Annotated in this window: 23 protein-coding genes and 2 pseudogenes; 8 read left to right on the top strand and 17 right to left on the bottom strand. The window is 37.4% G+C overall.

Annotated features, from left to right (window positions below; all coding sequences use genetic code 11):
* Positions 1–5 precede the first annotated feature (5 nt).
* Positions 6–1457 carry an FGGY-family carbohydrate kinase gene (locus J3U71_RS07475; RefSeq protein WP_267393530.1) on the top strand — a complete coding sequence of 484 codons (1452 nt, stop codon included), beginning with the start codon at positions 6–8 and terminating at the stop codon, positions 1455–1457.
* A gap of 154 nt (positions 1458–1611) precedes the next feature.
* Here the strand turns inward: J3U71_RS07475 and J3U71_RS07470 are convergent, their stop codons facing one another.
* Genes J3U71_RS07470 through glpK form a run of 3 tightly spaced genes read right to left on the bottom strand, consistent with a single transcriptional unit; the run spans position 1612 to position 4883 of the window.
* Positions 1612–2562, bottom strand: a complete 951-nt coding sequence (locus J3U71_RS07470) for a LacI family DNA-binding transcriptional regulator (protein ID WP_267393528.1) — start codon at positions 2560–2562, stop codon at positions 1612–1614.
* 12 nt (positions 2563–2574) lie between these two features.
* Entirely contained in the window at positions 2575–3348 is a 774-nt protein-coding gene (locus J3U71_RS07465; protein ID WP_267393526.1) for a tyrosine-protein phosphatase, read from the bottom strand.
* 32 nt (positions 3349–3380) lie between these two features.
* Positions 3381–4883 (bottom strand): glycerol kinase GlpK, encoded by a 1503-nt coding sequence (glpK, locus tag J3U71_RS07460; RefSeq protein WP_220268691.1) that lies wholly within the window; start codon positions 4881–4883, stop codon positions 3381–3383.
* Positions 4884–5022: 139 nt separating this feature from the next.
* On the opposite strand from glpK, the gene thiD reads away from it, so the two are divergent.
* Together thiD and J3U71_RS07450 are read left to right on the top strand one after the other, a co-directional pair.
* Positions 5023–5835, top strand: a complete 813-nt coding sequence (gene thiD / locus J3U71_RS07455; protein WP_416381434.1) for a bifunctional hydroxymethylpyrimidine kinase/phosphomethylpyrimidine kinase — start codon at positions 5023–5025, stop codon at positions 5833–5835.
* A 229-nt stretch (positions 5836–6064) separates the two neighbouring features.
* On the top strand, positions 6065–6751 hold the full coding sequence (locus J3U71_RS07450; protein WP_267393524.1) for a type 1 glutamine amidotransferase: 687 nt from the start codon (positions 6065–6067) through the stop codon (positions 6749–6751).
* Positions 6752–6897: 146 nt separating this feature from the next.
* Here J3U71_RS07450 and J3U71_RS07445 read toward each other — a convergent pair whose 3' ends face one another.
* The 8 genes from J3U71_RS07445 to yhfZ are packed head-to-tail and all read right to left on the bottom strand — an operon-like array spanning position 6898 to position 14298.
* Positions 6898–8124 carry a phosphopentomutase gene (locus J3U71_RS07445; protein WP_267393521.1) on the bottom strand — a complete coding sequence of 409 codons (1227 nt, stop codon included), beginning with the start codon at positions 8122–8124 and terminating at the stop codon, positions 6898–6900.
* A complete protein-coding gene (locus tag J3U71_RS07440; RefSeq protein WP_220268694.1) occupies positions 8124–9290 on the bottom strand; it encodes an alanine racemase in 1167 nt (388 codons plus the stop codon). The genes J3U71_RS07445 and J3U71_RS07440 overlap by 1 nt, the downstream gene beginning before the upstream one ends.
* Positions 9290–10390: an aminotransferase class V-fold PLP-dependent enzyme gene (locus tag J3U71_RS07435; protein ID WP_220268695.1), complete on the bottom strand. Its 1101-nt coding sequence runs from the start codon at positions 10388–10390 to the stop codon at positions 9290–9292. Before J3U71_RS07435 ends, J3U71_RS07440 begins: the two co-directional genes overlap by 1 nt.
* Entirely contained in the window at positions 10383–11276 is an 894-nt protein-coding gene (locus tag J3U71_RS07430; protein WP_267393517.1) for a phosphotriesterase family protein, read from the bottom strand. The genes J3U71_RS07435 and J3U71_RS07430 overlap by 8 nt, the downstream gene beginning before the upstream one ends.
* A 10-nt stretch (positions 11277–11286) precedes the next feature.
* Positions 11287–12582, bottom strand: coding sequence for a YhfT family protein (locus tag J3U71_RS07425; RefSeq protein WP_220268697.1), 1296 nt, complete (start codon positions 12580–12582; stop codon positions 11287–11289).
* 57 nt (positions 12583–12639) lie between these two features.
* Positions 12640–13002, bottom strand: a complete 363-nt coding sequence (locus tag J3U71_RS07420) for a DUF2620 family protein (RefSeq protein WP_267393514.1) — start codon at positions 13000–13002, stop codon at positions 12640–12642.
* Positions 12956–13327, bottom strand: a complete 372-nt coding sequence (locus tag J3U71_RS07415) for a PRD domain-containing protein (protein WP_220268699.1) — start codon at positions 13325–13327, stop codon at positions 12956–12958. Before J3U71_RS07415 ends, J3U71_RS07420 begins: the two co-directional genes overlap by 47 nt.
* A gap of 50 nt (positions 13328–13377) precedes the next feature.
* Positions 13378–14298, bottom strand: coding sequence for a GntR family transcriptional regulator YhfZ (gene yhfZ, locus J3U71_RS07410; protein ID WP_267393511.1), 921 nt, complete (start codon positions 14296–14298; stop codon positions 13378–13380).
* A gap of 309 nt (positions 14299–14607) precedes the next feature.
* Here yhfZ and J3U71_RS07405 point away from each other — a divergent pair, with 309 nt between their 5' ends.
* Genes J3U71_RS07405 through J3U71_RS07395 form a run of 3 tightly spaced genes read left to right on the top strand, consistent with a single transcriptional unit; the run spans position 14608 to position 17975 of the window.
* Positions 14608–15726 (top strand): NAD(P)-dependent alcohol dehydrogenase, encoded by a 1119-nt coding sequence (locus J3U71_RS07405; protein WP_220268701.1) that lies wholly within the window; start codon positions 14608–14610, stop codon positions 15724–15726.
* 32 nt (positions 15727–15758) lie between these two features.
* Positions 15759–17054, top strand: a complete 1296-nt coding sequence (locus tag J3U71_RS07400; RefSeq protein ID WP_267393509.1) for a gluconate:proton symporter — start codon at positions 15759–15761, stop codon at positions 17052–17054.
* A 33-nt stretch (positions 17055–17087) separates the two neighbouring features.
* On the top strand, positions 17088–17975 hold the full coding sequence (locus J3U71_RS07395; protein WP_220268703.1) for a dihydrodipicolinate synthase family protein: 888 nt from the start codon (positions 17088–17090) through the stop codon (positions 17973–17975).
* 555 nt (positions 17976–18530) lie between these two features.
* Here J3U71_RS07395 and J3U71_RS07390 read toward each other — a convergent pair.
* From J3U71_RS07390 to J3U71_RS07380, 3 genes and pseudogenes are all read right to left on the bottom strand, one after another.
* Positions 18531–18752 carry a tyrosine-protein phosphatase gene (locus tag J3U71_RS07390; RefSeq protein ID WP_258562395.1) on the bottom strand — a complete coding sequence of 74 codons (222 nt, stop codon included), beginning with the start codon at positions 18750–18752 and terminating at the stop codon, positions 18531–18533.
* A gap of 30 nt (positions 18753–18782) precedes the next feature.
* On the bottom strand, positions 18783–19148 hold the full coding sequence (locus tag J3U71_RS07385) for a tyrosine-protein phosphatase (RefSeq protein ID WP_258562396.1): 366 nt from the start codon (positions 19146–19148) through the stop codon (positions 18783–18785).
* Between the two features lie 26 nt (positions 19149–19174).
* Positions 19175–20068 (bottom strand): annotated as a pseudogene (locus J3U71_RS07380) (FGGY-family carbohydrate kinase); the annotation flags it as partial.
* Between the two features lie 5 nt (positions 20069–20073).
* Here J3U71_RS07380 and J3U71_RS07375 point away from each other — a divergent pair.
* Together J3U71_RS07375 and J3U71_RS07370 are read left to right on the top strand one after the other, a co-directional pair.
* Positions 20074–20217, top strand: a complete 144-nt coding sequence (locus tag J3U71_RS07375; protein ID WP_267393650.1) for a hypothetical protein — start codon at positions 20074–20076, stop codon at positions 20215–20217.
* Positions 20191–20493, top strand: a pseudogene (locus tag J3U71_RS07370) (IS3 family transposase); the annotation flags it as partial. The gene J3U71_RS07375 and the pseudogene J3U71_RS07370, both read left to right, overlap by 27 nt.
* Positions 20494–20600: 107 nt before the next feature.
* On the opposite strand, the gene J3U71_RS07365 reads toward J3U71_RS07370, so the two are convergent.
* Genes J3U71_RS07365 through J3U71_RS07355 form a run of 3 tightly spaced genes read right to left on the bottom strand, consistent with a single transcriptional unit; the run spans position 20601 to position 25232 of the window.
* Entirely contained in the window at positions 20601–22421 is a 1821-nt protein-coding gene (locus tag J3U71_RS07365) for an FAD-binding protein (protein ID WP_220268704.1), read from the bottom strand.
* Positions 22422–22444: 23 nt separating this feature from the next.
* Positions 22445–24088 carry an FAD-binding protein gene (locus J3U71_RS07360; RefSeq protein ID WP_267393503.1) on the bottom strand — a complete coding sequence of 548 codons (1644 nt, stop codon included), beginning with the start codon at positions 24086–24088 and terminating at the stop codon, positions 22445–22447.
* 25 nt (positions 24089–24113) lie between these two features.
* The gene (locus J3U71_RS07355; protein ID WP_220268706.1) at positions 24114–25232 is read right to left on the bottom strand and encodes an NAD(P)-dependent alcohol dehydrogenase; all 1119 of its coding nucleotides are present in this window, start codon (positions 25230–25232) and stop codon (positions 24114–24116) included.
* Between the last annotated feature and the right edge of the window lie 378 nt (positions 25233–25610).

Genomic DNA, 25610 nt, shown 5'->3' with positions numbered 1-25610 from the left:
ATGATATGACAGAAAAATATCTATTAGCAATTGATCAAAGTACACAAGGTACTAAAGCTCTTTTAATAGATCAACGTAATCAGGTTTTCTGGAAAACTATTTTAACTCATAAACAGATTTCTAATCATCCTGACTGGATTAGCCACGATTTAGCTGAAATCAAAGCAAATTTATTCTTGCTTTTTAAAAAAGCTTTGCAGCAAATTAAGCCTGAGCAGCTACTAGGATTAGCTATTACCAATCAGCGTGAATCTGCTGCAGCATGGTCTCGAAAAACAGGTAACCCCCTCTGTCAGACAATTGTTTGGCAGGACAATCGAGCATCGAGTGTAGTCAAAAGTATAGCTAATCCTGAACTACAACGTGAAGTTAAAGCATTGACCGGCCTAGCACTTTCTCCGTATTTTACTGGAGCAAAATGGAACTGGATGCTAATAAATGAACCAAAAGTTGCACAAGCAGCAAAAAATAATGATCTGTGCTTAGGAACAATGGACAGCTGGTTAATCTATCAATTAACAAATGGTCAGAGCTTTAAGACTGAGCCGTCAAATGCTTGCAGAACACAATTAATGAACATTCATACTGGCAGTTGGGATAAAAAATTAGCCCAAATTTTTAAAATTGACTTGAGCTATTTGCCAGAAATTATTAGCTCTAATGGTTCGTTTGGCGAAACTGATCTATTTGGTCTCTTACCATTTCAAATTCCAATATTAAGTGTCTTGGGTGATTCTCAAGCCGCTTTATTTGCTCATGGATGTTTTCTTCCAGGAGATTATAAAATTACATTTGGAACAGGCTCCTCAATTATGCTCAACATCGGCAATCATTTACCCCAAAACATCCAAAACAAATTAAACACTTCAATTGCATGGTCACTAAATGGTAAGACGACTTATGTCCTTGAAGGCAATATTAACTATGCTGGAGCGAGCATTTCATGGCTAAAAGACAAATTAGACCTAATTAAAACTCCGGCAGAAACTAGTAATCTGGCACTCAACGCCGATTCCGAAGACCACACAATTTTAATACCAGCGTTTGCTGGCTTAGGCGCACCGTATTGGAAAAATGATATATCAGCAGCTTTTGTAGGAATGAAAATTACAACCAGTAAAAATGAATTAGTCAGAGCAACGCTTAATTCTCTTGTTTACCAAATTACTGATGTGCTAAAAGAATTTAAAACACTTTATCCAAACGTAAACCATGTTATCCATGTTGATGGAGGAATGATCCATAATAAATATTTGATGCAATATCTTAGTGACATTACGCAAAAAAAAGTTAAGGTTGCTACAATTTCGGAACTGAGTGCTTTAGGAACTGCTATGAATGCAATGAAACATACTAAAGCAGCAGATTTTAATCAGGTCTATATTCCTAAAATGAAGGCAGGACTTGCCGATTCCTATCTCCAAGAATGGCATCATTGGCTTAGCAAATTAGATTAGCTTAACTTTATTTTTTAGTACTAACTAATTTATAATTATTTTTTGTATAATCTCAGGAAAATTATAATTAACTTATTTTATAATTTTCCTGAGATTATACAAAAGGACACGAAATTTATACCTAACTTCGTGTCCTTTAATTTAACAATTTCTATTACCTCGTTGACTGCCTGCGAATCAACTTAGGTTTAAGCATTGCCTCGCCTTGGGGTGAGCCGTCCTGCTCAATTTTTTGTAACAGCATCTTAGCCAATAATTCACCCATCGCAAAAATTGGTTGCTTGACCGTTGTTAATTTTAAATTTGAAACCTGATCTAAAAAGACCCCATCATAGCCGATCACGCCAAAATCTTCGGGTACCTTGGCCCCTTCGTTCAACAGCTGGCGTACAACACCAATTGCAATCCGATCGCTGGCACAAACAAAGCAAGTATCGTGTTGGAACTTACCTAAATTTTCCTTAATTATTTTCTGGGCCGCATGACTATGATTAGGTATCCTGTATATTTGCGGAATCAATTTATTTTGCTGTAATGTGTTAACATAGCCTGTTTCACGTGAAACTTCAAACGGCTCCCGGACATCGATACCAATAAAGATTACATTGCGATATAGACGCGATAAGGCATATTTAGTGGAAATTTCGCCACCGAGCTGATTGTTGTTATCAACAAAATCAAAACCGCGGTGATTTTCACCAAAAAGAACAAACGGCTTAGCTAGTTCGTCAAACAAACTATAATCAGATGACCGCGCACCAGTAATTAAGTAACCATCAAAATTGCCTTCTTTCATTTGCTTGCGATCAGTGACTAGCTGAATAGCGTATTGCTTTTTAGATAAACCTTTAGCAATACCAAAAAGCAGGTTCATGTAATAGGGCTCAGTTGTATCAATATCTTCAAGTGTAACGAACTTAACGACATTAGTCCGGTTATTTACTAGGACTTGTGCGACATAATTCGGTTGGTAATTCAATTCCTGCATGGCCCGTTCAACTAATTCACGTAGTTCATCTGTCACTTGTTCGGGATGATTAATGACTCGCGAAACCGTCATCTTTGAAACGTTGGCCTTTTTAGCAACATCAAGCAAAGTTACCACTGATTTATGCCCCTATTCTAAATACATTTGCCTTAATCTTGCCAAGTCGGTATCATTAAAGCCCAATTCTTTTTTAAAAAAGGTATTAAAGTCGCCCCAGCCGTCGCGAACAGTCGCGGTAATGCCGCGAATAGCAATCCCTTCACCTTTGGTTACATTCATTTTGGCAACCATCTGTGAAATTTCGTCATTGCTTGGCATTTGACGTGAAACGGCGAAGTCATATAATTTGTTAGTTAATAAATAGTCACGGGCAATTGTATCATCATCAACACCTAGTGCCATTAAAATTAAAGCAGAAACCATTCCCGTTCTATCCTTACCGGCACTGCAATGATAAACAAGAGCTTCGTTAGCAGGCATTTCTAGTAATTCACTAAAAATACGGGCAAACATCTTACGGCTATGCTCGCTAAGCAAAGTCTGTTGGTAAATTTGACCAATAAAATTATTGCTTAAATCCGGAATATGATGAAGAAAACGATAAATTTTGTGACCATTAGGTCGATCCTCAGGATTTTCAGAATAAACCGGTAAATCTAGATAATGAACATTTAGCCACGCTTTGTCCGGTGAAGAATGTTTTTCGTATTGTGAACGTAAATCACAATCAATTGTGATATGCAGTTCCGTCAGTTTTTCTTGATCAGATTCCGTTAGGGTACTAAGTGAATCAGAGCGATAAATTTTATTCCATTTTATCTTTTGGCCATTCTGATTTTGGTAGCCACCAATATCCCTAAAATTTAACGGACCATCTAATTTAACAATTCGATCATGTGCCAATTTTCTCACCTCTCACTACTGTATCCGCACTTTTATTCGCCGTGAGCAAATACTTGGGTTGCCTTGACCGCACGTTTCCAGCCTTGATATAAATGCTCACGTTCTTTTTGTCCCATTTTGCTTTCGAAAGTCTTGCCTACAACAAAAATATCTTTCAGTTCGTCAACATCTTTCCAATAGCCTACTGCCAAGCCTGCTAAAAACGCAGCTCCCATTGAAGTCGTTTCAAGCGTCTTTGATCGTTCAATTTTAGTACCCAATATATCAGCTTGGAATTGCAGTAAGTAATCATTATTTGATGCCCCACCGTCTACACGTAATGTTGGAATCTGTATTCCAGAATCAATTTGCATAGTGTCAACTACATCACGAGTCTGGTAAGCAAGTGACTGCAAAGTTGCCTTGATTAAGTCATTGTTACTTGTTCCACGTGTAACGCCAAAAACTGCACCCCTAGCTTCGGAATCCCAGTAAGGCGCGCCTAGTCCCGTGAAGGCAGGTACAACGTAAACCTCATTTTCTGATTTGGACGCACGTGCCGCCTTTTCGGATTCTGCCGCCGTTTTGATCATCTTCATTGAGTCACGCAACCACTGGATTGCACTGCCAGAAACAAAGATTGAGCCTTCTAAAGCATAGTTAATTTTGCCATCAATTCCATAAGCAATCGTTGTTAACAGGTTGTTATCAGACTCTGTGGGTTCTTCTCCTGTATTCATAACAATAAATGAACCCGTGCCATAAGTATTTTTAACCATCCCTTTTTTCAGGGCCAATTGACCAACAAGAGCAGCCTGCTGGTCACCAGCAATCCCACAAATGGGGACTTTACCACCGAAAAAGGTATAAGACTTAGTGTAGCCGTAAATTTCTGAATTCGATCTTATTTCAGGCAACATCTTTTTCGGAATATTAAGTAACTCAAGGATGTCATCATCCCATTTTAGGTCATGGATATTATAAAGCATGGTCCTTGAAGCATTAGTATAATCGGTAACATGAACTTCGCCATCAGTTAATTTCCACAAAAGCCAAGTATCAATGGTGCCAAAGAGCAAATCACCCTTTTCGGCTTTTTCTTGCGCACCTTCAACATGATCTAAAATCCAGCGAATTTTAGTTGCACTAAAATAAGGGTCAATAATTAAGCCCGTTTTCTTATGGATCATTGAACTATAACCGTCAGCTTTAAGTTTTTCAGCTAATTCAGTGGTTTGTCGCGATTGCCAAACAATTGCATTGTAAATCGGCTTACCGGTTTTTTTATCCCAGATTACCGTAGTTTCACGTTGATTAGTAATGCCTATACCCTTGATTTGTTCCGGACGAATACCTGAATTAATAATTGCATTAGCAATTGTGGTTTGAACAGCATGCCAAATTTCCTCAGCCTTGTGTTCAACCCAGCCAGGCTGAGGAAAATATTGGGGAAATTCTTTTTGCGAGGACGAAACTTTATGCCCCTCGTGATCAAAAATCATTGCGCGTGTTGATGTAGTGCCTTCATCAATTGCCATAATGTAATTTTTTAACATAATGTATCCTTCCTTAAGAAAGCGGTTCACTATAATTTTACTATTTGCCCCTATTTTTACAAGAAATAATTATAGCATTACCCTTATTTTAAGTTATACTGTGAACATAAAGTTTCGATTAAAATGAGGATCCATAATAATGAAAAAAGAAATTATCACTTTAACTATCGCTGGCAATGATAGCGATGGCAGCGCTGGAATGACAGCCGACCTGCATTCGTTTTATGCCAGACAGGTGTACGGTATGGGGCTCTTAACAGCTGCTGTTGCTGGCAACACTACCGGTATTTACGCACAAGAAATAATGCCAGTGTCATTTATTCAAAAGCAATTTGACGTCCTAAATGACGACTTTAAAATTGCCGCTTTAAAGACGGGAATGCTAGCTAATAAAGAAGTCATCGCCTGTGTAGCTGCCAATTTGCGCAAATACGATATGGGCAAAATTGTTCTTGATCCCGTGATTATGACCAAGCACGGGGATACGCTCTTGGATGGTGATGCTTACCAAGCTTTTTTAGACGACTTAATGCCGCTTGCTGATATTATTACGCCCAACTTTTATGAACAACAAAAGTTAACGGGCATGCAACTAGATACTAAGGAAGAAATTCACCGCGGCGCCGAAAAATTGCAGAAGATGGGTGCTAAAAACGTCTTGATGAAGGGCCGACACGATAATGCTGCTCAAAGCGAAGTAACCGATATTCTCTTGGCTGAAGACGGTCAATTCTACGAATTTACTAAACCATTTATCAACACAGAAAGAATAAACGGAACTGGTGATACTTTATCCGCAGTTATTGCCGCCGAACTGGCTAAAGGCAGGTCAATTATTGCCAGTGTCCAAACGGCCAAAGACTTCACCTACGAAGCAATTGCCCACCCAATTGAAGTTGGCTCTAAATATGGCCCGATTAATCACTTTGCGGCACAGGAAGATACGAAATAATTACATAATTTCGGCAATTACATTACTAATTAGTACAAAATTGTTCTGCTTTATTTTGACAATTCACACGGTCAGAATTTTAGCGGAACAATTTTTTCTTAAACAATTAATCTTTTAACGTGTTTGCTTATTTTATGTAAGTTTTTTTAAAAACGAGAAAAATAATTATCTTTTGCCCCTACTGCGCCTTTAAGATATACTTTAACAAGATAGTAGGAGCTGATGCACAATGGCAAGCAAGACAATTAAAATTGCATACTTATATGAAGATTTAATGAATACCTATGGTGATTCCGGTGATGTCAAAATCATTCGGTTTTTACTTAAAAAACAGGGCTATTCTACTCAAATAGACAATATTTCCTTAGGTGATAAGTTCGATGCTTTTGACTATGACTTTGTCTTTTTTGGTGGTGGACAAGACTTCGAACAAACCGTGATTGCCAAAGACCTTCCACGTCATAAAGAAACTTTGACAAAGTATATTAATGACGGCAAACCAATGCTGGGCGTTTGTGGTGGCTATCAACTGGTTGGAACGTATTATAAGACCAACTCAGGCGTTACCATCAAAGGACTAGATATCTTGCCTTTCCATACCGTATTTAAAGCTGATAAACGGATGATTGGCGATACCCGCTACATGAGTGAATGGGGTGAAGTCAGAGCCTTTGAAAATCACTCGGGACAAACTTATTTTGACGATCCCGATAAATTGCATCCTTTGGGCACAATGATTGAAGGCTACGGCAACAACCCACAAGATCACGTTGAAGGCCTGCGCTACCGCAATTTTATCGGAACCTACTCTCATGGCCCAATCTTAAAAAATCTTAACGTGGCAAATGCTATCGTTAAGATGATTTTAGAATGGCACGATGAGCGCATAAAAAAAGAACTTGTAGAGTGTGAATAATTTCATAATAAAAACCTCGAAGCTGTCCTAACCTCGGGGTTCATATCACAGATTAAAGTTGGTGCTTTTGATTTAGTTCTATTTCGCCCTACTTTTGATATAGCGTTAAGAATTAAAAATTTAATATTATTCGGTTTAAAACTTTTTTAAGAAATATCAACACCACCATTAATTCGATTAAGAAAACTAGTTCCGTTTTGTGGCATTTCTACGCCAAAAAATTCTGCACCCGTTGCTCCAATATCAGAAAGAGAAACTCTTTCTCCTACATATTTATGATAAACGTTTTCTTTGTAAATAAGTAGTGGAACCTTCTCTCTCGTATGCTGTGCATAGCCAATCGTTGGATCATCACCATGGTCAGCCATTACAATTAAAATGTCATCACCTGTAAATTGCTGTTCAGCTTCAGGCAATCTTCTATTCACGGTTTCAAGAATATCTACATAATGATCAGTATCTTCAGAGTGTCCAGCAAGATCAGTTTCCTGAATATTCATAAAGATAAGCCCTGTCCTAATTTCTTTGGCTTGCTTAACAAACTGGTCAAATAGATAATTGCTATCAACGCCGGGGAACCTTTTTTTCGTATCACCACGAACAATATCTGATGCTTTGCCAATCAAGGCGACATCTATGCCATGGCGAATTAAAATGCTTGCCAATTGTACATTAGGATCTATTCCGTATCCAAGATGCACTACGTGATAATTTCTCTTATAAACTCCCGATTCGGGGGCAGAGATGCCAACATACTTTTCATTTTTTATTTGACGGGCATTAAGAATATCTTCTATAGTGACGTCACTACCGCCAAAGGCAATTACTCGAGATACTTTTACCACTTTTCTTACCGCTTCGCCAATCTTAGTTATCTCATCAAAGGATATTTTATCTAAAGTTGCAGTTACATTATATACTTGTCCTGGATCTGCTTCTAAGTTATCCGCTATCGTTGCACAATCGTTAACAACTAATATCTCTAAGCCAGGTTCACCATATCGTTTAACAAAGAAGCCGTCTTTTTTTACTTGATCTTCCACTTGATCAATAACTTCGTTAAAAGGTTGCAACAAAGGCATCGGTGGATTAGTACCCATAATTTCCTGATGGCCTAAGTATGAGTCAGCGCCATGATGCTTTAGTAACGACGTTCCCCAATTCGCGTCTGGCGAAAAAACGTGTCGACCCCATTCAACACCAACTGCATTCATTAAGCCAAGCTTTTCTAAATTTGGAATATCAATATTAGGTTCCGCCTTAATTATATTCAAAGCAGTATTAGAACCCACATCATGAGGACGTACTTTCGGGACATCCGCCATTGCTCCAACACCAAATCCGTCTAAAACAATTACTCCAAATTTGCTCATTATATTACCCCCTCTGGCATAAGTCTCCCCTGGCTATCATACAAACCTAATAGCCTAGGATTGCCTGATTGCAATCCATCTACGACAGCAACAGCACTTCTTGTAACAAAAATCTGCGTTCTAAAATCAGTGATAACCGTCGAGCCCTCTGGATAAGCTCTATCAAGTTCTAAATAATAATCAATACTTTTGTCATCAAACGGAAGTACTTTGCATTTATATTGCTGCTTACGAGTAAATACTAAAGCATTTTTTAAATGGCCTCTCCTATAATATCCGCCACCGTAAAAATACCCATGCTTTCTGAAGTTGTGTGAAATTTCGCTAACATAACAGTATGCGGGCTGCTCCGGCTGTTTCGATTCTGCATGCAAAGGAGTAGTTCCTGATAAGCCATGACCAGGCTCACCTTCATTTCCACCAAGTTTTTTAATTAAAGGAATAGAGGCTGAACAAGTTGCTGATGGTAAGCTGATAACTTTTAAGGGATAGTTATGTTCACTAAATATCGTCTTTACAGCTTCAACAGTTTTGAGATTAGCTGTAGGTTCAATTTTTTTACTGCTGTCATTAAATAGCAACGCAGGAAAGCAGGTAAGCCCAACCAATTCAATGTTGGACAAGCTGATAATTTTAGCGAAATTAGCTGCAAATTCTGTCAGCGTTAAGCCACCAACTTGACCGGGATAAAGCTCATCTTGCTCTCCAATAACTTTGAAGATGACTTTTTGCTTTATTTTAAGTTGCCGTGCAATTTGATTGATATATTTCAAATTGCTCATTGAATAGACAGTGACATATTTAGTTCCATAGGCTAGAATGCTTCTAACTAAATGTCTAGGCATCTGTACTAAATTACCCACATTACCAATATGCAAGCCATAATGCATAAACATTTCCGCTTCGCGATAGTCCACAACTACAGCTGACTTTATGCCTGCTTTTTCAATGGCTTGAGCCACAATTGGATTACGTCCGAACTGCTTAGTCATATAAAGAAGTTCGACTTGATATTTTTTAGCAAATGTCACTATTTTTTTAGTATTGCTTTTAATTGCTTCCAAATCGATAACGTACGTATCTGGTAAAATTTCACCGGTCTGATGAAGCTTTACTGCATACTCAATTAGTTGAGGATTATATTTTTCAAGAGATGATAAAAACATTATTCCATCTCCTTCATACATTTCTTTAATAAGTTTATGATAGTATCTGGCCCACCTCGATAGGGGTTGATTCGAATAGTGTTTTCTAAAAGTGAAGGGTCAAAGGCCTTAAAAGTGCCTGAAACACGATAAATCATTGGTGCAATTTCATATTTAGATTCTGCTCCAATTGGGTTTGGTACCCCACCATACTCAACTGCATTTTTTAAAATTACTTTAGCAATTGGTTTTTCAAACTCTACTAGTAATACCTTTGACTGTGCATTAGCAATATATGCCCTTTTAACTCCAGATATTTCATGATTATTAAGTCTATCCCTTAACTCAGTAACTACACGTGCTTGATTTGCTAATGATACGGGTGCATACACTAAACCTTTCAAAACATCTAAGGATTCGTGTCCTTGAACCTGAGAGCCACCTGAATAGTTCTCTTTTCTCAGTTTTTCAATGTATCTCTTTTTACCAACTATACAGCCTATGCCCTCTGGTCCCAGTAGTTTAAATGTTGAAAAGCAGCTCAAATCTGCTCCCATTTCAGTACCAATTTTATGAACTTTCATAACTGCATAATTATCATCTGTTATAATTGGCATTTGCTCGCCATAGTGTTCTTTTAAGGTTTTTAGCACATGATTCATATCATAAGAATCATCTGGTTTTTGCCTTGTATATTGAACCAAAATTCCATTAATATTTTTCGGCAAATCAGCAGAAACAATACGGTTAAAATCATATTCTTTTGTTTTTATACCCATCATCTCTATTGACACCTGAGTTGTCGGATATATTGGAGCTTGATGGATTAGCAAGGTATCACCTGACTTGACTGCAGAATGAAGCGCGCTTCTAATTGCACCAGTACCTGAACCTCTGACGAGGATTGCATCTTCGGCACTAAAAAAATGTGCAATAACATTTTCTACTTTTTTGGTGTACCGCGGTTCGTTTAACCCCGGAATGACTCCTAAATCCCCTCTTGTTATAATTTCGTCGCCACGGAAAATCTTGGTGATTTCGTCAACTAATTCCCATTGTTTATGCAATGCTTCACAAGGAGATATGCTTTCCAAAGGATAAGTCTTAAACTGTTTAGACATCCCAGCCACCCCCAAAAACTCTTTGTGGATTATCCATAAGCATTTTTTTAATAAAGTCCTCGGATATGCCTTCCTTTCTGAGCTGAGGAACAAAAGTGTCAAGCAAATATGAATAGCCATTGCCACCATTGGCTTTCAAGTGTGATTTCCTGGTAATATCCATCGATAAAACAACTTGATTTGTATATCCTGCCTCTTGAACTGCCTTGATTATTGCCACCCTTTGTGAATCTGGCATATAACTATTTTTACCAATCGTATCAACTTCAACGTTTACGCCTGTTTTCAACATTTCTAATACATATTCGGGATTACCAGTTAGGTCAACATGACCAATAATAATTTTATGCAGATTGGCATTTTCCCTTTGAAAAAAACGTACTTGTTCATGACCTAAGGTGCCATTTGAAGTGTGCGTCATAATTGGCGTATGAGTCTCATTGCTAGCAATAACTGCTGCCTTAAATACCTTTTCTTCTTGCTCTGTCCAATTATTTTTGGTTGTCGCAATTTCTCCTATCACACCAGCTTTTATTTCTGTATTTTTTATCCCAACTGTTATATCGCTAATCATCATTTCAGCTAGTTGGGTAATTGAAAGGCGATAAACTTCGAGAGGCAAAAAAGCTGATTGATACCACCCTGTAGCTTGAACAATGTTAATTCCTGTTTTTTGTGCTACTTTTTGAGCATAAGCAACATTTCTTCCCATGCCACGGCATGTTGCCTCAATAACATTTCGTACTCCCTTTCGATAAATGTCTTTAAATTCTTCTATCACTAATTCTTGTGAATCTAGCAAAGTATCTTCATTTTCAGTCACTTCTGAACGATCAATTGGAATATGTTCATGAGCATAAGTAATCCCAGACTTTAACGCTGTCATATAAATCTCCTTAGAATAGGTGTATTATTTTCAAAATATTTAATAATAGGCCTAAAGCAATAGTAGCTATTGGTCCAACTGCCATATCAACTAAAGGCTTTTTCATTTTTTTGTTTAGCAGCCAAATACCAATTACCCAAAAGAACCCAAGATTAGGAATCATATTATTGCAGGCAATAGCAGCACCTATCAGTAAAGAAATTGAAATGGTTTCCATTAAAGATGTCCGAATATGATCTCCCATGTCACGTAGGCCAGGGAATTTATCCATTCCTTTAGCAGTAATGCCTAGAGCTTGTACTTCAATCCACATCCATACTGCACCAGCAATAAATGCAACTAAAGGCTGATCTTTTAACAATAAACCGATTACAAAGATTAAAGTTGTCCCTGCCATACCATAAACACCAGTCACAATTGCAGTAGAAAATACTAGTGGAATAAAGCCAATCGCTCTTGCAAAAGTTGCCATCGCTGCTGCTTCAATTTGTCCCTTTACCATTAATTGTTGAGGGAGAACATCAACTGCAACGATTAACTGACTTGACGCTGCAGTAATCAGACCACCCATTAAAGATAACCAAATCCAGTTCTTCTTAATTCGACTGATTCGAGCTGAGAAAACATTAATTAGTTTTTCGTTTGAATTGCCATTGCCTTTAATTTTGGCTGCATAATAAATCATGCAAATCATGGCAACAAGTAACGCCATACCAGTTGCATTTAAAGTAATAGCGATACCTTTTCCTAGCTTAAATACTCCAAATTTGCTAGTTATAATGTAAGTTACAAATGTCCAAACAAAAGTGATCATACCTTTTTTAATATTATGCTGCTCTGCAACTGCAATAGCAGGAAATGCACAGAACGCTAGTAAAATTGGACTTCCCAAAAGTGAAAGAGCTCCAAAAAAATTAAACGGTAGCATCTTAAACAGTCTGACAATCCAAGACAAACCTAAAAGCAGTCCTGCACCGTAAATTGAACCAGCAGCAAAAGCAGCAAAAGTTCCCCAATTAGTTTCTGGTGTCCATGTTCCAAAAATATCACATGCAAGTAAGATACTATGAGCTAATAATATGGTTGAGCCAATTGATACCGGTATCCCAAAGCCAATAATTAGGCCAAAGCTAACCCCAAAAGAAGTCAAAGCAAGCTCTCTTCTATTAATTTTATGGTCAAAATATTCTGGATAAATAGGCCGCAGTCCATCATTAAAAACGGCAATGCCTTTATTTGCTAAAACTGAGCCAACGCCTCCAACAAGAGCAATTAAAACATAGTTTAATATGGTAGTTATTGACATTTTATTCCCCTCCTTATATATTCAATATTCAGTTTATTGAATATTAATAATAAAAGATTATAATTTTAAAGCCTCAACTATTTCTGGTAGCACCGTATTTTTTGCATTAAAGGTAAAACCAAAGGCTATTTTCCCGTCATCTACTTCCTTTTTAATTTCTTCAAGACTCATAACTTTTGTTGGAGATGCAACTGTTATGGCCTTTTCTGATCCAAGTATGGCTGTGACCATTGCTAATGCTCCACCTGCTCCAGTAGCGCAAGCTCCAACATAATAATCAGCTTGATGGTTTTGAACGGCCATAGCTGCATCCAGGTCACTAAGTATTTCTATTTGAACTCTATTTTCATGAATTAATTTATGAAGATCCCCTTCAATTTCCTCTTTTCCCATTTGGCCGCCTACAACGATTTTTTTCATGGTCATTTACCTCTTTTGTCATAACATTTACCAAATGCATGATAATATATTGACTTTCATTCTTACCCAACAAAATCGGTGAGTTTTTTTCATTAGTCTGCCAATACTCTTTAGCCTGTTGATAAACTGGTTTGCTTATTATTTGTTTCCAAAGTTCATCTGGTATTTTGTCAATTTCCTGATTATTTCTTTTTCTAAATAAAGACATTGCCACATGAATTAAAAGCATTTCTTCTTTGCTGCCACCGTCAAATTTTGCTAAGTCTTTATCTAGCTTATTTAAAAAAGCAAGATCAGCAAAATTGATTTTATTTGCTTGAACCAAAATTGTTAACTTCTTTTGTGTTTGCTCCCGCATTATTTCAAATCACTTCCTTAATATTCTGGAAGAATTTCTCCAGAAAGAACTTTTTGTTGCGTATCTAACAACTTATCTACGTCAATAGTCCTTTGCAAAATACTTTTAACAAAAGGGTCTTTTTTCTTACCAACAATTACAGCTTGAGAAGCACGATCGATTGATTCACAACTAATCTCTTTAATACCGAGGGGGTAATTATGTTCTACTACTTCATCCCTATTCCAAATGGCAAAATCAATTAATCCTTCTTCGATACTTTTACTTACTTGGTTATAAGGCATATTGATTAATTTAACGTTATGATTTTTGGTAACATATTTCGTTAGCAACGTGTAATCAATCGAATTCATATCTACACCTACTTTTGCATTATCTTTAATTTGAGAACTAGAGCCTTTTCTATAAATCAGGATATGCTTGGTAACATACGTCTGTTTAGGTAAAACCAAAAATTCTTCTAAGCCATCATAATTCTTAATTAAATAATCGGCTGTTAATCCTGAAGTGATAATAAAGTTGTTCCGATTTTCTAGCAATCCTGAAAGCCTTTTTTGACTACCATTCATATAAGAAAGACTAATCCTAATCTCACTATTCAAAAATGCCTTATAAATTCCTGTTGCCAAGCCTTCATATTTTTTTGTATATGGCAAGGGTAACGATCCTAGTAATGTTCGATTTCCTATGTAAGATAATAGCTTGTGATGATTAACACTCTCGACAAATGTACCCAAATGCCCTCTCGCCCTTGTACTTATTGCACCTTCTTTCTTTAAGATGTTAATTGCAGACTGCATAGTACCCTGAGACATATTTGCTTCTTTGCAAAATTCTTCAACTGTCGGAACGCGATCGCTTGGTTCAAGGAGAAAATATTTTTTGGCCAAAAATGTAAGAGCTAATCCTCTCATTTTATACTGTTCAGCTTGCAACATTAAAGAGTCCTTTCTAATCAATATTCAAAATACCGTATATTGAATACGGTTTCAGTATGGATAAATTTAAGCAATTTGTCAACACTAATTTGATTCTCTTGTTAGCTTCCTAATGCTATTTTTAATTCACAATATTGAAATAAAAGCAGCATTAACCCAAACACTTAATTAGAACAACTATTTTTCTAGGTGCTAATTATCAAATTTCATATCTTTGTATATTTTTTATCGTTAAGTATTGCAATTATTTTATAAAAAGACCACAATTGTCTTTAGCAAACGCTTACATTGAAAAGGGAGGAAATTTCGATGAAAATTAAAGCAGCTGTTGTTCAGGAAATGGGTAGTTCTTTTGAAATAAAGGACGATATTGACCTGCATGAAGTCGGACCAACTGACTTGCAAATTCACATGGTCGCTAGTGGAATCTGTCATTCAGATGAAGCATTACGTAAAGGCGATTCTAGCGTTGGTTATCCAGTAATTTTGGGCCACGAAGGCGCCGGGATTGTGGAAAAAGTTGGTGGCCAAGTTAAAAACTTCAAAGTTGGTGACCACGTCGTTATGTCATTTTATGCAGACGGGATTTGTGATAATTGTTTGAAGGGCATCCCTACGCAATGTCGCCATTATAGTGACTACAATTTATCTGGTGTACGTGCCGATGGCGAGGACCATTTTCAGAAAAATGGCAAACGTATTTGCGACATGTTCAACCAATCATCTTTTACCACTACTACCGTAGTTGATCAACGCAATGCCGTTAAAGTTGATGACAGCGTTGACCTGCGCAAGGCTGGTCCTCTTGGCTGTGGCTACGTCACCGGCTCAGGAACTGTCTTTAACACTTTGCAGCCGAAACCTGGCGACACCATTGCCGTTTTTGGTACCGGTGCCGTTGGTCTTGCTGCAATGATGGCGGGTTCAATTAGCGGCTGCACCAAAGTTATTGCAGTTGATGTCGTGCCAGAGCGCTTAGAATTAGCTAAGCAACTAGGTGCAACTGCTGCAATCAACAGCAAAGACACTGATCCAGTTGCCAAAATTAAAGAGCTAACCGGTGGCTACGGTGTGGACTGGACAGTTGACACCACGGGGATCAGTGGCGTCATCAAGAGTGCTATTGATGCTTTGGCACAAGGAGGAACTTGCGCTGCAATCGCGGTTACTGCTCAAAACCTTACTGTTTCAACTTGGAACGATTTGTGCGTAAATGATAAAAAAGTAATCGGCGTTAACATGGGTGACGCTATTCCACAAGTAGACGTCCCTCGGCTGCTTGAATTTTATCAACTAGGCAAGTTTCCATTTGATAAGACGGAAAAGTTCTACAAGTTTGAAGACATTAATCAGGCAAACGCCGATTCAATTTCAGGTAAGACCATAAAGCCTGTCTTAATTATCGATCCAGATTATCGGCCGAAATAAAAAATAGTTTTATTTTGATTAGGTAAGAAACTATGATTTCATACATTATTCCAATTTTGCTGTTAATTAGTTTTTTCCTTTTTATTTATTTCATTTTAAAAGGTGGCAATTTAACAATTGGTTTATTTGTTATGGCTGTCTTATGGGCGATTATTGGACTTGTCCCATTTAATGTGGCAATCAATAAGATCTTTACTGAGCCTGTATTAAATTATGGTTCAACAATTATTTATATTATTTTCGGTTCATGGTTTGGCCGCGTATTAGTTGAAAGTGGAATTGCATCAGCAATTTCAAGCGAAACAAATAAAATTGGAAAAAACAAACCTTTATTATCTGCAATCTTAGTTTTACTTGTAACTTCATTCATTTTTATTAGTGCATATGGAGTTGGATCAGTAATAGCAATCGGAGTTATTCTATTACCAATTATGCTATCAGTTGGTATTCCCCGTGATTTAGCATTAACAGCTTTTTGTTTGGCTATTGGGGCACCTATGTACATTAATGTTGTTTTATTTAATCAAATAAAACCTTTTTTCCCGGCTGTAGCTTATGATAACAAGTATTTATCATTTGCTTGGGTTGCAGCGATTATTCAATTAATAGCTGTCATTATTTTGTTAGTTATAAATAGGAAAAAGATTGATAGCTCAAAAGCCGCCGATAATCTGAAAATTATTGGTGCAAAAATTAACACCGATGGTGAAAAAGGCTCTAAAGTTGCTAAAATTGCTTATATCGTTCCCATTGTTCCGGTAGCAATGAACATGCTATTTAAATGGGACGCAGTGCCTTCACTTACTTTAGCAGCACTTTTAGCCATGCTTTTGACAGAAAAAATGAACAACTATCAGGCATTAGTTGCCTTTATTAATGACACCGTTAAGAAAGCGATCTCTGATATAGCTAGCCTAATCATGTTCTTAATGGCACTTACTATGTTCACTGGAGCTGCTAAAATCGATGCAGCACATTTTAAGCCATTATTCAATGCAATCTTACCGCATGGACACCTAGTATTAGCTATTATTTTTGGTGTCTTAGCACCACTCGCACTTTTCCGCGGACCACTACATGTTTGGGGAGCTGGAGCTGCTACTGCTGCTGTTTTGTCAGGTACTCATCTTTTTAGTGATTATTTTTTACTGCCTTTATTGCTAATTCCAAGCTTATTAGCCGTTTCAACTGATGTTACACAATCATGGAATATCTGGGGCCTCGATTACATGAAAGTTGATACAAAGAGTTTCTTAAAATATGGTGTGCCAACAATGTGGATAGTTTCAATTATTAACGAAATAATTGCATTTTGTTTCTTTGGCTAACACACAATTACTTTAAAAATATGGAGAATAAAAATGAAAAAAGAATATATTTGTCCAATTTTAACCCTATTAAAAGATGAAAATACAGTTGACTTTGAGGCAATGCATAAACTGTATGATCGGCTAATTGATGATGGCATTGCTGAAATCGCATTACTTGGTAGTTGCGGCGAATTTTACGCGCAGACATTTCAAGTTTGCAACGATTTAGTAGAAGACGCTATTCAATATATTGATCATCGTACAAAAGTTTTAGTCGGTGCAAATCGTATGGATGATCAATTAACTATTAAATTTGCAAATAAAGCTTTAGAACTCGGCGCCGATGGGATTCTATTGGTCGGTCCCTACTACATGTCATGTGATCCTACTGGCATTATTACTTTTTATCAAAAAATGGCTAAGGCTATTAAAGGTAACATTATTATTTATAATTACCCTGATCGCACAGGTTATGATGTCAATGCCGAGATACTGCTTAAGCTCTTACCAGACTTTCCAAACATCATTGGGATTAAAGATACTGTGGGTGATGTCAACCATACATTAACTACTATTAAAGTCGTCAACGCCAGATATCCTAAGTTTAAAGTTTACACCGGTTATGACAGTAACTGCATCAAAGTCGTTGAAGCTGGTGGACAGGGTGTTGTAGGGGGCTTATCTAATTTATACAGTCATACCTGCGTTGACTTATTAAAGAGCTTTGAAGCCAACGACCAAAAACAAGTGGTCTTCGACCAGCAAAAAATCAAACAAGCCGGTGCTTTGCTTAATATTGCGAATCCTTTTATGACACTCTTTAAATATATTTTAGATCAACGAGAAATTCCTAATGCAATCGTTAGCCTATCGCCTTCAGCACCGCTAACGGATGCCCAAAAACAAAAAGCTTTGGCTATTTACGATCAACTTAAATAATTAAACAACCTTTTATATACCTTGCATAAAACGCTCCGCTGGATGTCTGCGTACCAGTATTTTGGTAGACAATTCAACTTTCACAACTTAAAACAAGTTATTTAAGTTATATAAACTTATTGACTATAAACATAGTGAAATCAATTAGTTTGGTTGCAAAGTATTATGTAATAACTATTTCTAAACAAATTTAATATGTCTTATTTGTCATCAAATACAATAAATTGATGTCATAATAAGGCATATTTTTTGCCATTTTTATTTACAATCTGAATTATGCAAATTAATACCTCTGCATTTAAGTAGTCTTTAAGCCCTATGATTGCAAAGTAGTAACTGTCTCACTGTCACGCTCAACTAATTTACTGCTGCCGACTTATTTCACCAGCTATTATGCCCTATTCTAATCTTAATTTTGCCAATTAATCACTGCCGAAATCTAACTCTTTTTCAAAGAACTTAGCAAAATTTTCCCGGCCGTCCCGTCACGAATTGTTTCAGTATTCCGCGAATAGCAGTGTCCTCACCCCTAGTCACATCCATCGTGGCAATCATTTAGACAATTTCATCATTGCTTGATAGCTGGCGTGAAATTGCAAAGTCATATAGCTTATTGGTTAATAGGTAAACACAGGTAATTATATCATCATCAACGCATAGTGCCATTAAGATCAAAACAGATGCCATCCGTGTGCAATCTTTGCCCCTACTGCAGTGGTAAACGAGCGCATCTTCTTTTGGCAAAGTTAATAATTCGCGATAAATCCAGGTAAACATTTTTTGGCTATGTACATTTAGCAACGTCTGTTAATAAATTAGGCCAATAAAGTTGTTGTTTAGGTCAGGTATGTGATGCAGAAACCGAAACAGCCTGTGTCCTTTAGTACATTCTTCAGGATTTTCCGCATAAACCATAAACCGACAGGTCAATGTAATGAAAGTGCTGCTATGCCTTGTCTCGTGAAGAATTTTTTGGCACTGCAAGCGTAAATCACGATCTATCGTAACACGTAGACGTGATAACTCTTCTCGATCAGTTTCAGATAATGAACTAAGCGAATCGAATCGATAAATTTTATTCCACTTTACCTTTTTACCGTTCTTATTTTGATAGCCGGCGACATCCCGAAAGTTCAATGGGCCGTCTATTTTAATGATTCGATCATGTGCCATTTTTTACCCCTTCTTATCTTTAGCTTCTAATCATTTGCATTCACCGGGAACACAAACACCTGCGTGGCCTTAACAGCATGCTTCCAGCCCTGATATAAGTGTTCACGCTTAGCTTTTCTCATTTGGCTTTCAAAGGTTTTGCCAACGACAAAAATATCTTTCAGTTCATCAACATTCTTCCAATAACCCTCAACTAAACTCGCCAAGAAAGCAGCTTTCATTGAAGTGGTTTCGAGTGTTTTTGCTACTCAATCTTCGTGCCTAAAATATCAGCTTGAAACTGTAAGAAATAGTCATAGTTTGAAGCGCCACCATCAACTTACAGGTCCTGAATTTCAATTTCAGAGTCCCAATCTGCATTGTATCTGCAACATCCTGCGTTTGATACGCTAAGAACTGCAAGGTTGCCTTAATTTGTTCCGCGCGTGACGTAAAAAACAACTCCTTTAGCCTCAGAGTCCTAATGCGGTCCCCCGTGCCCCCTAAAACGGTAAACGCAGGAACAACAAATACTTCATTTTATGATTTCGAAACAAAGGCAGCCTTTTTAGAATCATCTGATGTTTTAATCATTTTCATTGAATCACGTAGCCACTGGATCGCACTTCCCGATACAAAAATCGAACCCTCTAAAGAGTAGTTAAACTTGCCATCAAGTCCATAAGCAATAGTGGTTAGCAAATTATCGCCAGACTCAGTTGGTTCTTCATCTGTATTCATTACGATAAATGAGCCCGTATCATAGGTGTTTTTAACCATGCCCTTTTTTAAGGCCAGTTGGCCAATCAGAGCTGCTTGCTGATCGTCAGTAATACCTGAAATTGGTACTTCGCCACCGAAAAACTTATTTACTTTGCCGTAGCCATAGACTTCTGAGTTAGATCTTACTTAGGACAGCATTTTTGAGGAATGTTGAGCAGTAGAAATGGACCGACTTAACCAGCTGATTGAACGTGAACCGAAAGCAATCCCGGGCTGGTCTAAGCAGAAGCAAAAATGGCTGCACTTAAAAGCTGCTTCATCGGATCCGGCACTGAACGGCTTGATCTTCCATACCGATCAAGGCTAACAATATCAACATTACAAGTTTCAGGCGTGGCTTAAAAATCATGGCTTTATCCAATCAATGTCACGCAAGGGCAATTCCCTTAACGATAGGTTAATGGAAGGCTTCATTGGCTTACTCAAACGAGAAATGTTTTATGGTTTTGAAAAGCAGTTTGAAAATCTCAATGAACTGGAAGACACAATCAGAGACTACATTGAGTATTACAATCAAAAAAGAATCAAAATCAAACTAAAAGGACTAACTCCGATTGAATATCGAAAGTTAGTCCTCAGTTAGCAGCTAATAAAGTGTCCTAATTTTAGGGTCACATCATTTTCGGTGTTTTGTCTGCTTTTTTTGCTTAAAGAGCTAGTTCCTTCCCAGACTCATAAATATTGGTATTTTTACTTAATCTTGTTCAAAGCATCTCTAACAGCTTCTTTTAACCCACGAGTCGTATTAGAAGCTCCCGAAATTGCGTCAACGTCGACCGTATTTTCTTTTACCATTCGATGTGGCAATTCATTAATAGCCTTTTGACCATAGTCGTCCGATTCAGCTTGCTTTAGAACTTCAATATTCTTCAGATTTTTTTGCTTATCAGCCGTTACTCTGACCACAATTTCATCGCCCATACCTTTAGTTGACTTGCCAATATACTGGTCAGGGCCAGTCGAAAATTCTTCTTTTTTTAGGTCAGAAGTAATCTGGCGTGGCATAGCATGTTTCTTAGGCTTCTCGTTTTTTACTGGACCTACACATGCATCTTCAATATCATCTTTGGGATGGGCTGCATTTTGACCAGCAATCTTACCAAAAATCAGACAATCTCCTAAATCAGAACCGCCTTGATACAGGTTTGACATGTTGCTGCCAAGCTCACCAGCACCATATAAGTGTGGAATTGGCTTGTGATCTGGATCAAGTATTTCTGCACGGGCATTTCTTCTCGGACCTGCTTCTGACCAGCCAATAGTTTGGACAAGTGGGACAGCATAATATGGGCCGCTTTTTGAAAATGCACTCATCGTTTCAGGAGCACGGTGAAAGGCATAATCATGTTGCTTTTCTGCAAAGAAGTTGAATTCGTCAACTGTGTTTTGTAGTTTTCCAGCTTCAACGTCCATCTTTTCCGCAAGACTGGCAATCGATTCAGCTTTAATAACAGAATTAAGTGCTTTGTTGTCTGGGAAAGAATCAATTGCATTAATTTTGTCATACTGTTTTTGATCAAAGACAAAGTACGGATGAATCGGGTTAAGCGGTTTGTACCATGAACCGTGATTTTCAATGTACCCTTCTCGAGCAATTTGGTCTTCCTTAAAGTAACGTGTTCCATCATCACCAACAGTAAAAATACTACCAGTAAAGAAAATTGGGTTCCCCATGTAAAACGGCGCGCGCTTCATTTTCGGCTCATAGAAAGCAAAACTCTGCTGCATTCCACCAGCTGCATACATGGACATATGCCACATATCAGCACCAGCCTCATGAGCCAAGTCTATACCTTTACCCTTGTTGTAAAGTGAACCAAGTGGTACTAGTTTATTTGAACCAATATAGTCTTGAATCATCTGCGGATTATTTTCAATACCGCCTGTTGATAAAACAACGCCATTTTTAGCATAAACATTTAGTAAAACGTGGTCACGTTCAATCTGCGCACCGATAACCTTCTTATCTGGGGTTTGCAAAAGATGAACAACTGGTGAAGAATACCAAACATCAATCATATCACTACGATCAAGTACATTTTGTCGCAAGATGTTCCACAGGGAAGCATTAAAGATGCCTTTTTCTATCGTAATCATGTCATAACTTTTGGCCCCTGGAAGGTCTGGGTGGTCTGCAATTACAGCATCATCGGTTAACCCAAGAATTGTCTTGTAGCTTACCGGCTTATCTATACCCAAGTACTTCTTAAAGTATTCTTTCATATGTGTTATGCCGTGGACGACAGTATTTTCAATTTCAGGGTCAATATTGAAATGCTGTGCTAAGTGCTCATAGTAATCACGGTAATCACTTTCATTACTGCTGTAACCAACCAGTTCTGCTGCATATCTAGTGTTACCACCTTCATGTCCTTCAGGAGCTGAATCAACAATTAAAACCTTAGCACCACAATCTGCCGCAAAACGTGCAGCCGTTGCACCGGCACCGCCAAAGCCCAAAACTATTACATCATAACTCGCATCATAATAAGTGTTTTTATTCACAATCATTATCTACTATCCTCCTATAAAACTTAATTTGCCGCAAAGTCGGCTGCGTTTTTACCAGCTATCCTGCCAAAAACAGTGCAAGTAGTAAGCATTGTTCCAGTTGACGGATAAGTATGAACAAAGATTTGACCAGTAGCAGATTCACCCGCTGCATAAATTCCCGGAATTTCGTGATTCATAGTATTCAGAACTTGTGCATTTGTGTTGATTTTTAAGCCGCCAAAACCAGCAACCGTAGTCGGATAACCTTCAACTACGTAATACGGGCCATCCTTAGCTACCGCAACGATATCATCACGACCAAATTCCACATCTTCTTTACCCACAAATGAGTTATACCGTTCAGCTGTTTTCAAAAGAGTTTGATAATCGCATCCAATTACCTCAGCTACTTCAGCTAAAGAGACACACTTTTTTGCTTCCACAACCTGACTAGCTGCTTCAAAGGAAGGATTGTTTTTATCAAAAATCCAGAAAAACTTATTTCCTTTTGATTTTAATGCATCATTGTACATTAAGGAATAGTGCTGGCCCTCTTTAGTGAATCTTCTACCTAAATTATTAACAGCAAGAGCTTTACCCAAAATGATTAGGGAATTTGCACCACCACCTACGGAAAGATAATTCGCGGTCATAATGCCCATTACACCATCTTTAAATTCAGTTGCGGCATGCAAATTCTTAGTCAAACCGATATAATCAGCATTGTTGTATGGTGTAGAAAGTGACCTTGTGCCCTTAGCACTCGGTGCATATTCATCACGAACCTTGCGAGCACCATCAAAACCACCAACTGCAATCACTACTGCTTTACATTTAATATCGTAATTGTCATATTTGCCCTTAGTTGTGACACCAGTAACTGCATTGCCAGAAGTTTTAATTTCTTCATGAGTTTGCTCATAAAGAACTGGAATATTTAATTCCTTCACTCGTTTAATTACCGGTCCCATAATTGCTACAGGGCCGAGTTCAAAATTAATATGCGTTCTTGGCTTTTTAGATATACCTAACGGCATTGCAGTAAATTTCACGCCATATTTGTCTGCATAATAATCAACGGCCGCTCCTGAATTTTTAGCGATCACTTTAATTAGATCATGATTAACTTTTCCACCATCTTTTTTGGCAAAGTCTTCGTAAAAATGAATTAAATTATCAGGGTCATTATCTTGATCCCTATTAAATTTGCTACCAGTTGCATACATAAATCCACCGGAAACCACTGAATTTCCACCTAAGCGGCCAGTTTTTTCAATTAAAACAACATCCGCACCATTTTCTTTGGCTGTAATTGCAGCATCTAAACCTGCAAGACCAGTACCAAAAACGATTACATCAGTCGCAATCTGATGGTCCTTTTGGACAATTTTTTCATGATTTGCAAATTCGGTACTTTTTGCTCCTGCTTCAATTAGTGCCTTTCTGACGGCGCTAGTTATTCCCTGAGAAGTAAATGTTGCTCCTGTAACTGCATCAACTTCAGTTGATTGGTTTTCAAGTATTTTTTGTGGAATTAAATTAAGTGCATTATCAGATAGAAGTGCCGTTTCCTGATGCTCAATTACCTCTATGTCAGTAATTTTTCCGCTACTTAAAGATACGGACACCTTAATATCTCCATTATGTCCTGGTGCTGTTTTTTGATATAAGCCATCTTTTACCATCGCTAATTCTCCTTAAGCAAATGCTTTATTTATATTGATTATCAAATACAATAATTGGTTTAATCGTACTGCCTTCCACAGAGGCTTTAATAGCTTGATTAATCTCCTCTGGTTTGTAAAATTTAACAATTTTGTCAATTGGAAACCTACCTGCATGGTACAAATCAATCATTTCAGGAATAAATTCTTGTGGAACCGAGTCGCCTTCAATAATGCCAGAAATACTCTTTGATGCCGCTAGAATGTCTATCATCGGACTAAGCTCTTTAATAGTTTTTGTTCCCATCGCAACAACTGCAAATTGTCCCTTTATCGTTAGCGCAGTCAAACCTTGTTTCATTACTTCAGGTTCACCAGTAGTGTCAATAACATAGTTCAAACCTTCGCTACCTACAATCTCATTAATTTTATCAATTATGTTTTCCTGAGTATTATTAATAGTTTCAGTAGCCCCAAAATCTCTAGAAATTTTTAGTCTCATATTGTTCTTGTCTATTGCGATTACATGTTTACAATTAGAAACAGCAGCACCCATAATTGCAGCTAAACCTACAGAACCGGTTCCTAAAACGGCTAAGTTAGAGTTGACTTCAGGTTTTATAGCATTAAGAACTGTACCGGCTCCTGTCATATAGCCACATCCTAAAGGTCCAGCTAAGCGTAAATCCAAGTCATTCGGTACCTTGACCAAATTGTTTACATTGGCAACAATATGGTCCCCAAAAGAAGATTGACCAAAAAATACACCTATATCTTGCCCGTCCTGCTTATGCAGACGATAGGTACCATCCAGCATTGGTCCACCACTAGTATTTAATTTGTTAAAGTTAACACATGATCCTGGCAGGCCATTTCTACAGAATCGACAATTTCCATCATATGCAAAGCCAACTACAACGTGATCGCCTTTTTTGAAATCAGTTACATTTCTTCCAACCTTTTCAATAATTCCGGCTCCTTCATGGCCCAAAATAACTGGCATTTGAATTGGAAACCCACCATTTTGAAATTCAATATCACTATGACATATGCCTGATGCAACAGTCTTTATTAAAACCTCATTACTTTTAGGGTCATCTAGGACAACCTCTTCCAAGTTCAAATCAGAATCTGATCTATTTAAAACGGCTGCTTTGATTTTCATGGTAATAACCTCTTCATTCTAAAATACTAAGCTTCGCTATTTTACTATGTTACTTATATCACATAACCGCTTACATTTTAATATGGTTTACAAAAATTTAAACAAGTAATTTTGATTATAAAATTCAATTAAAGATTGCTTTTCAATCGAATTTTATGAAAGTGCAAGTAATTTTTTAGAAAAAGTAGAATATATAATTTTAATATTTGAGATATATTTCTCGTTAGGAAAAAGGGTAAAATTTAAGCAAAAAATGTTGATTTAAGCACAAACCACAGTTTAATTGTTTAATTTAGCAATCCCTAAATAGCAGTGTTAAAAATATTAAGATAGGTGTTAAACATGATTTACTCATTATTCTAGGCTGCAAACTTGGGT

The sequence above is a fragment of the Lactobacillus sp. B4015 genome, from assembly GCF_026536055.1.
Classification (GTDB): domain Bacteria; phylum Bacillota; class Bacilli; order Lactobacillales; family Lactobacillaceae; genus Lactobacillus; species Lactobacillus panisapium.
Note: the sequence above shows the minus strand (reverse complement) of the source record. Positions and strands in the feature narration are given on the sequence as shown.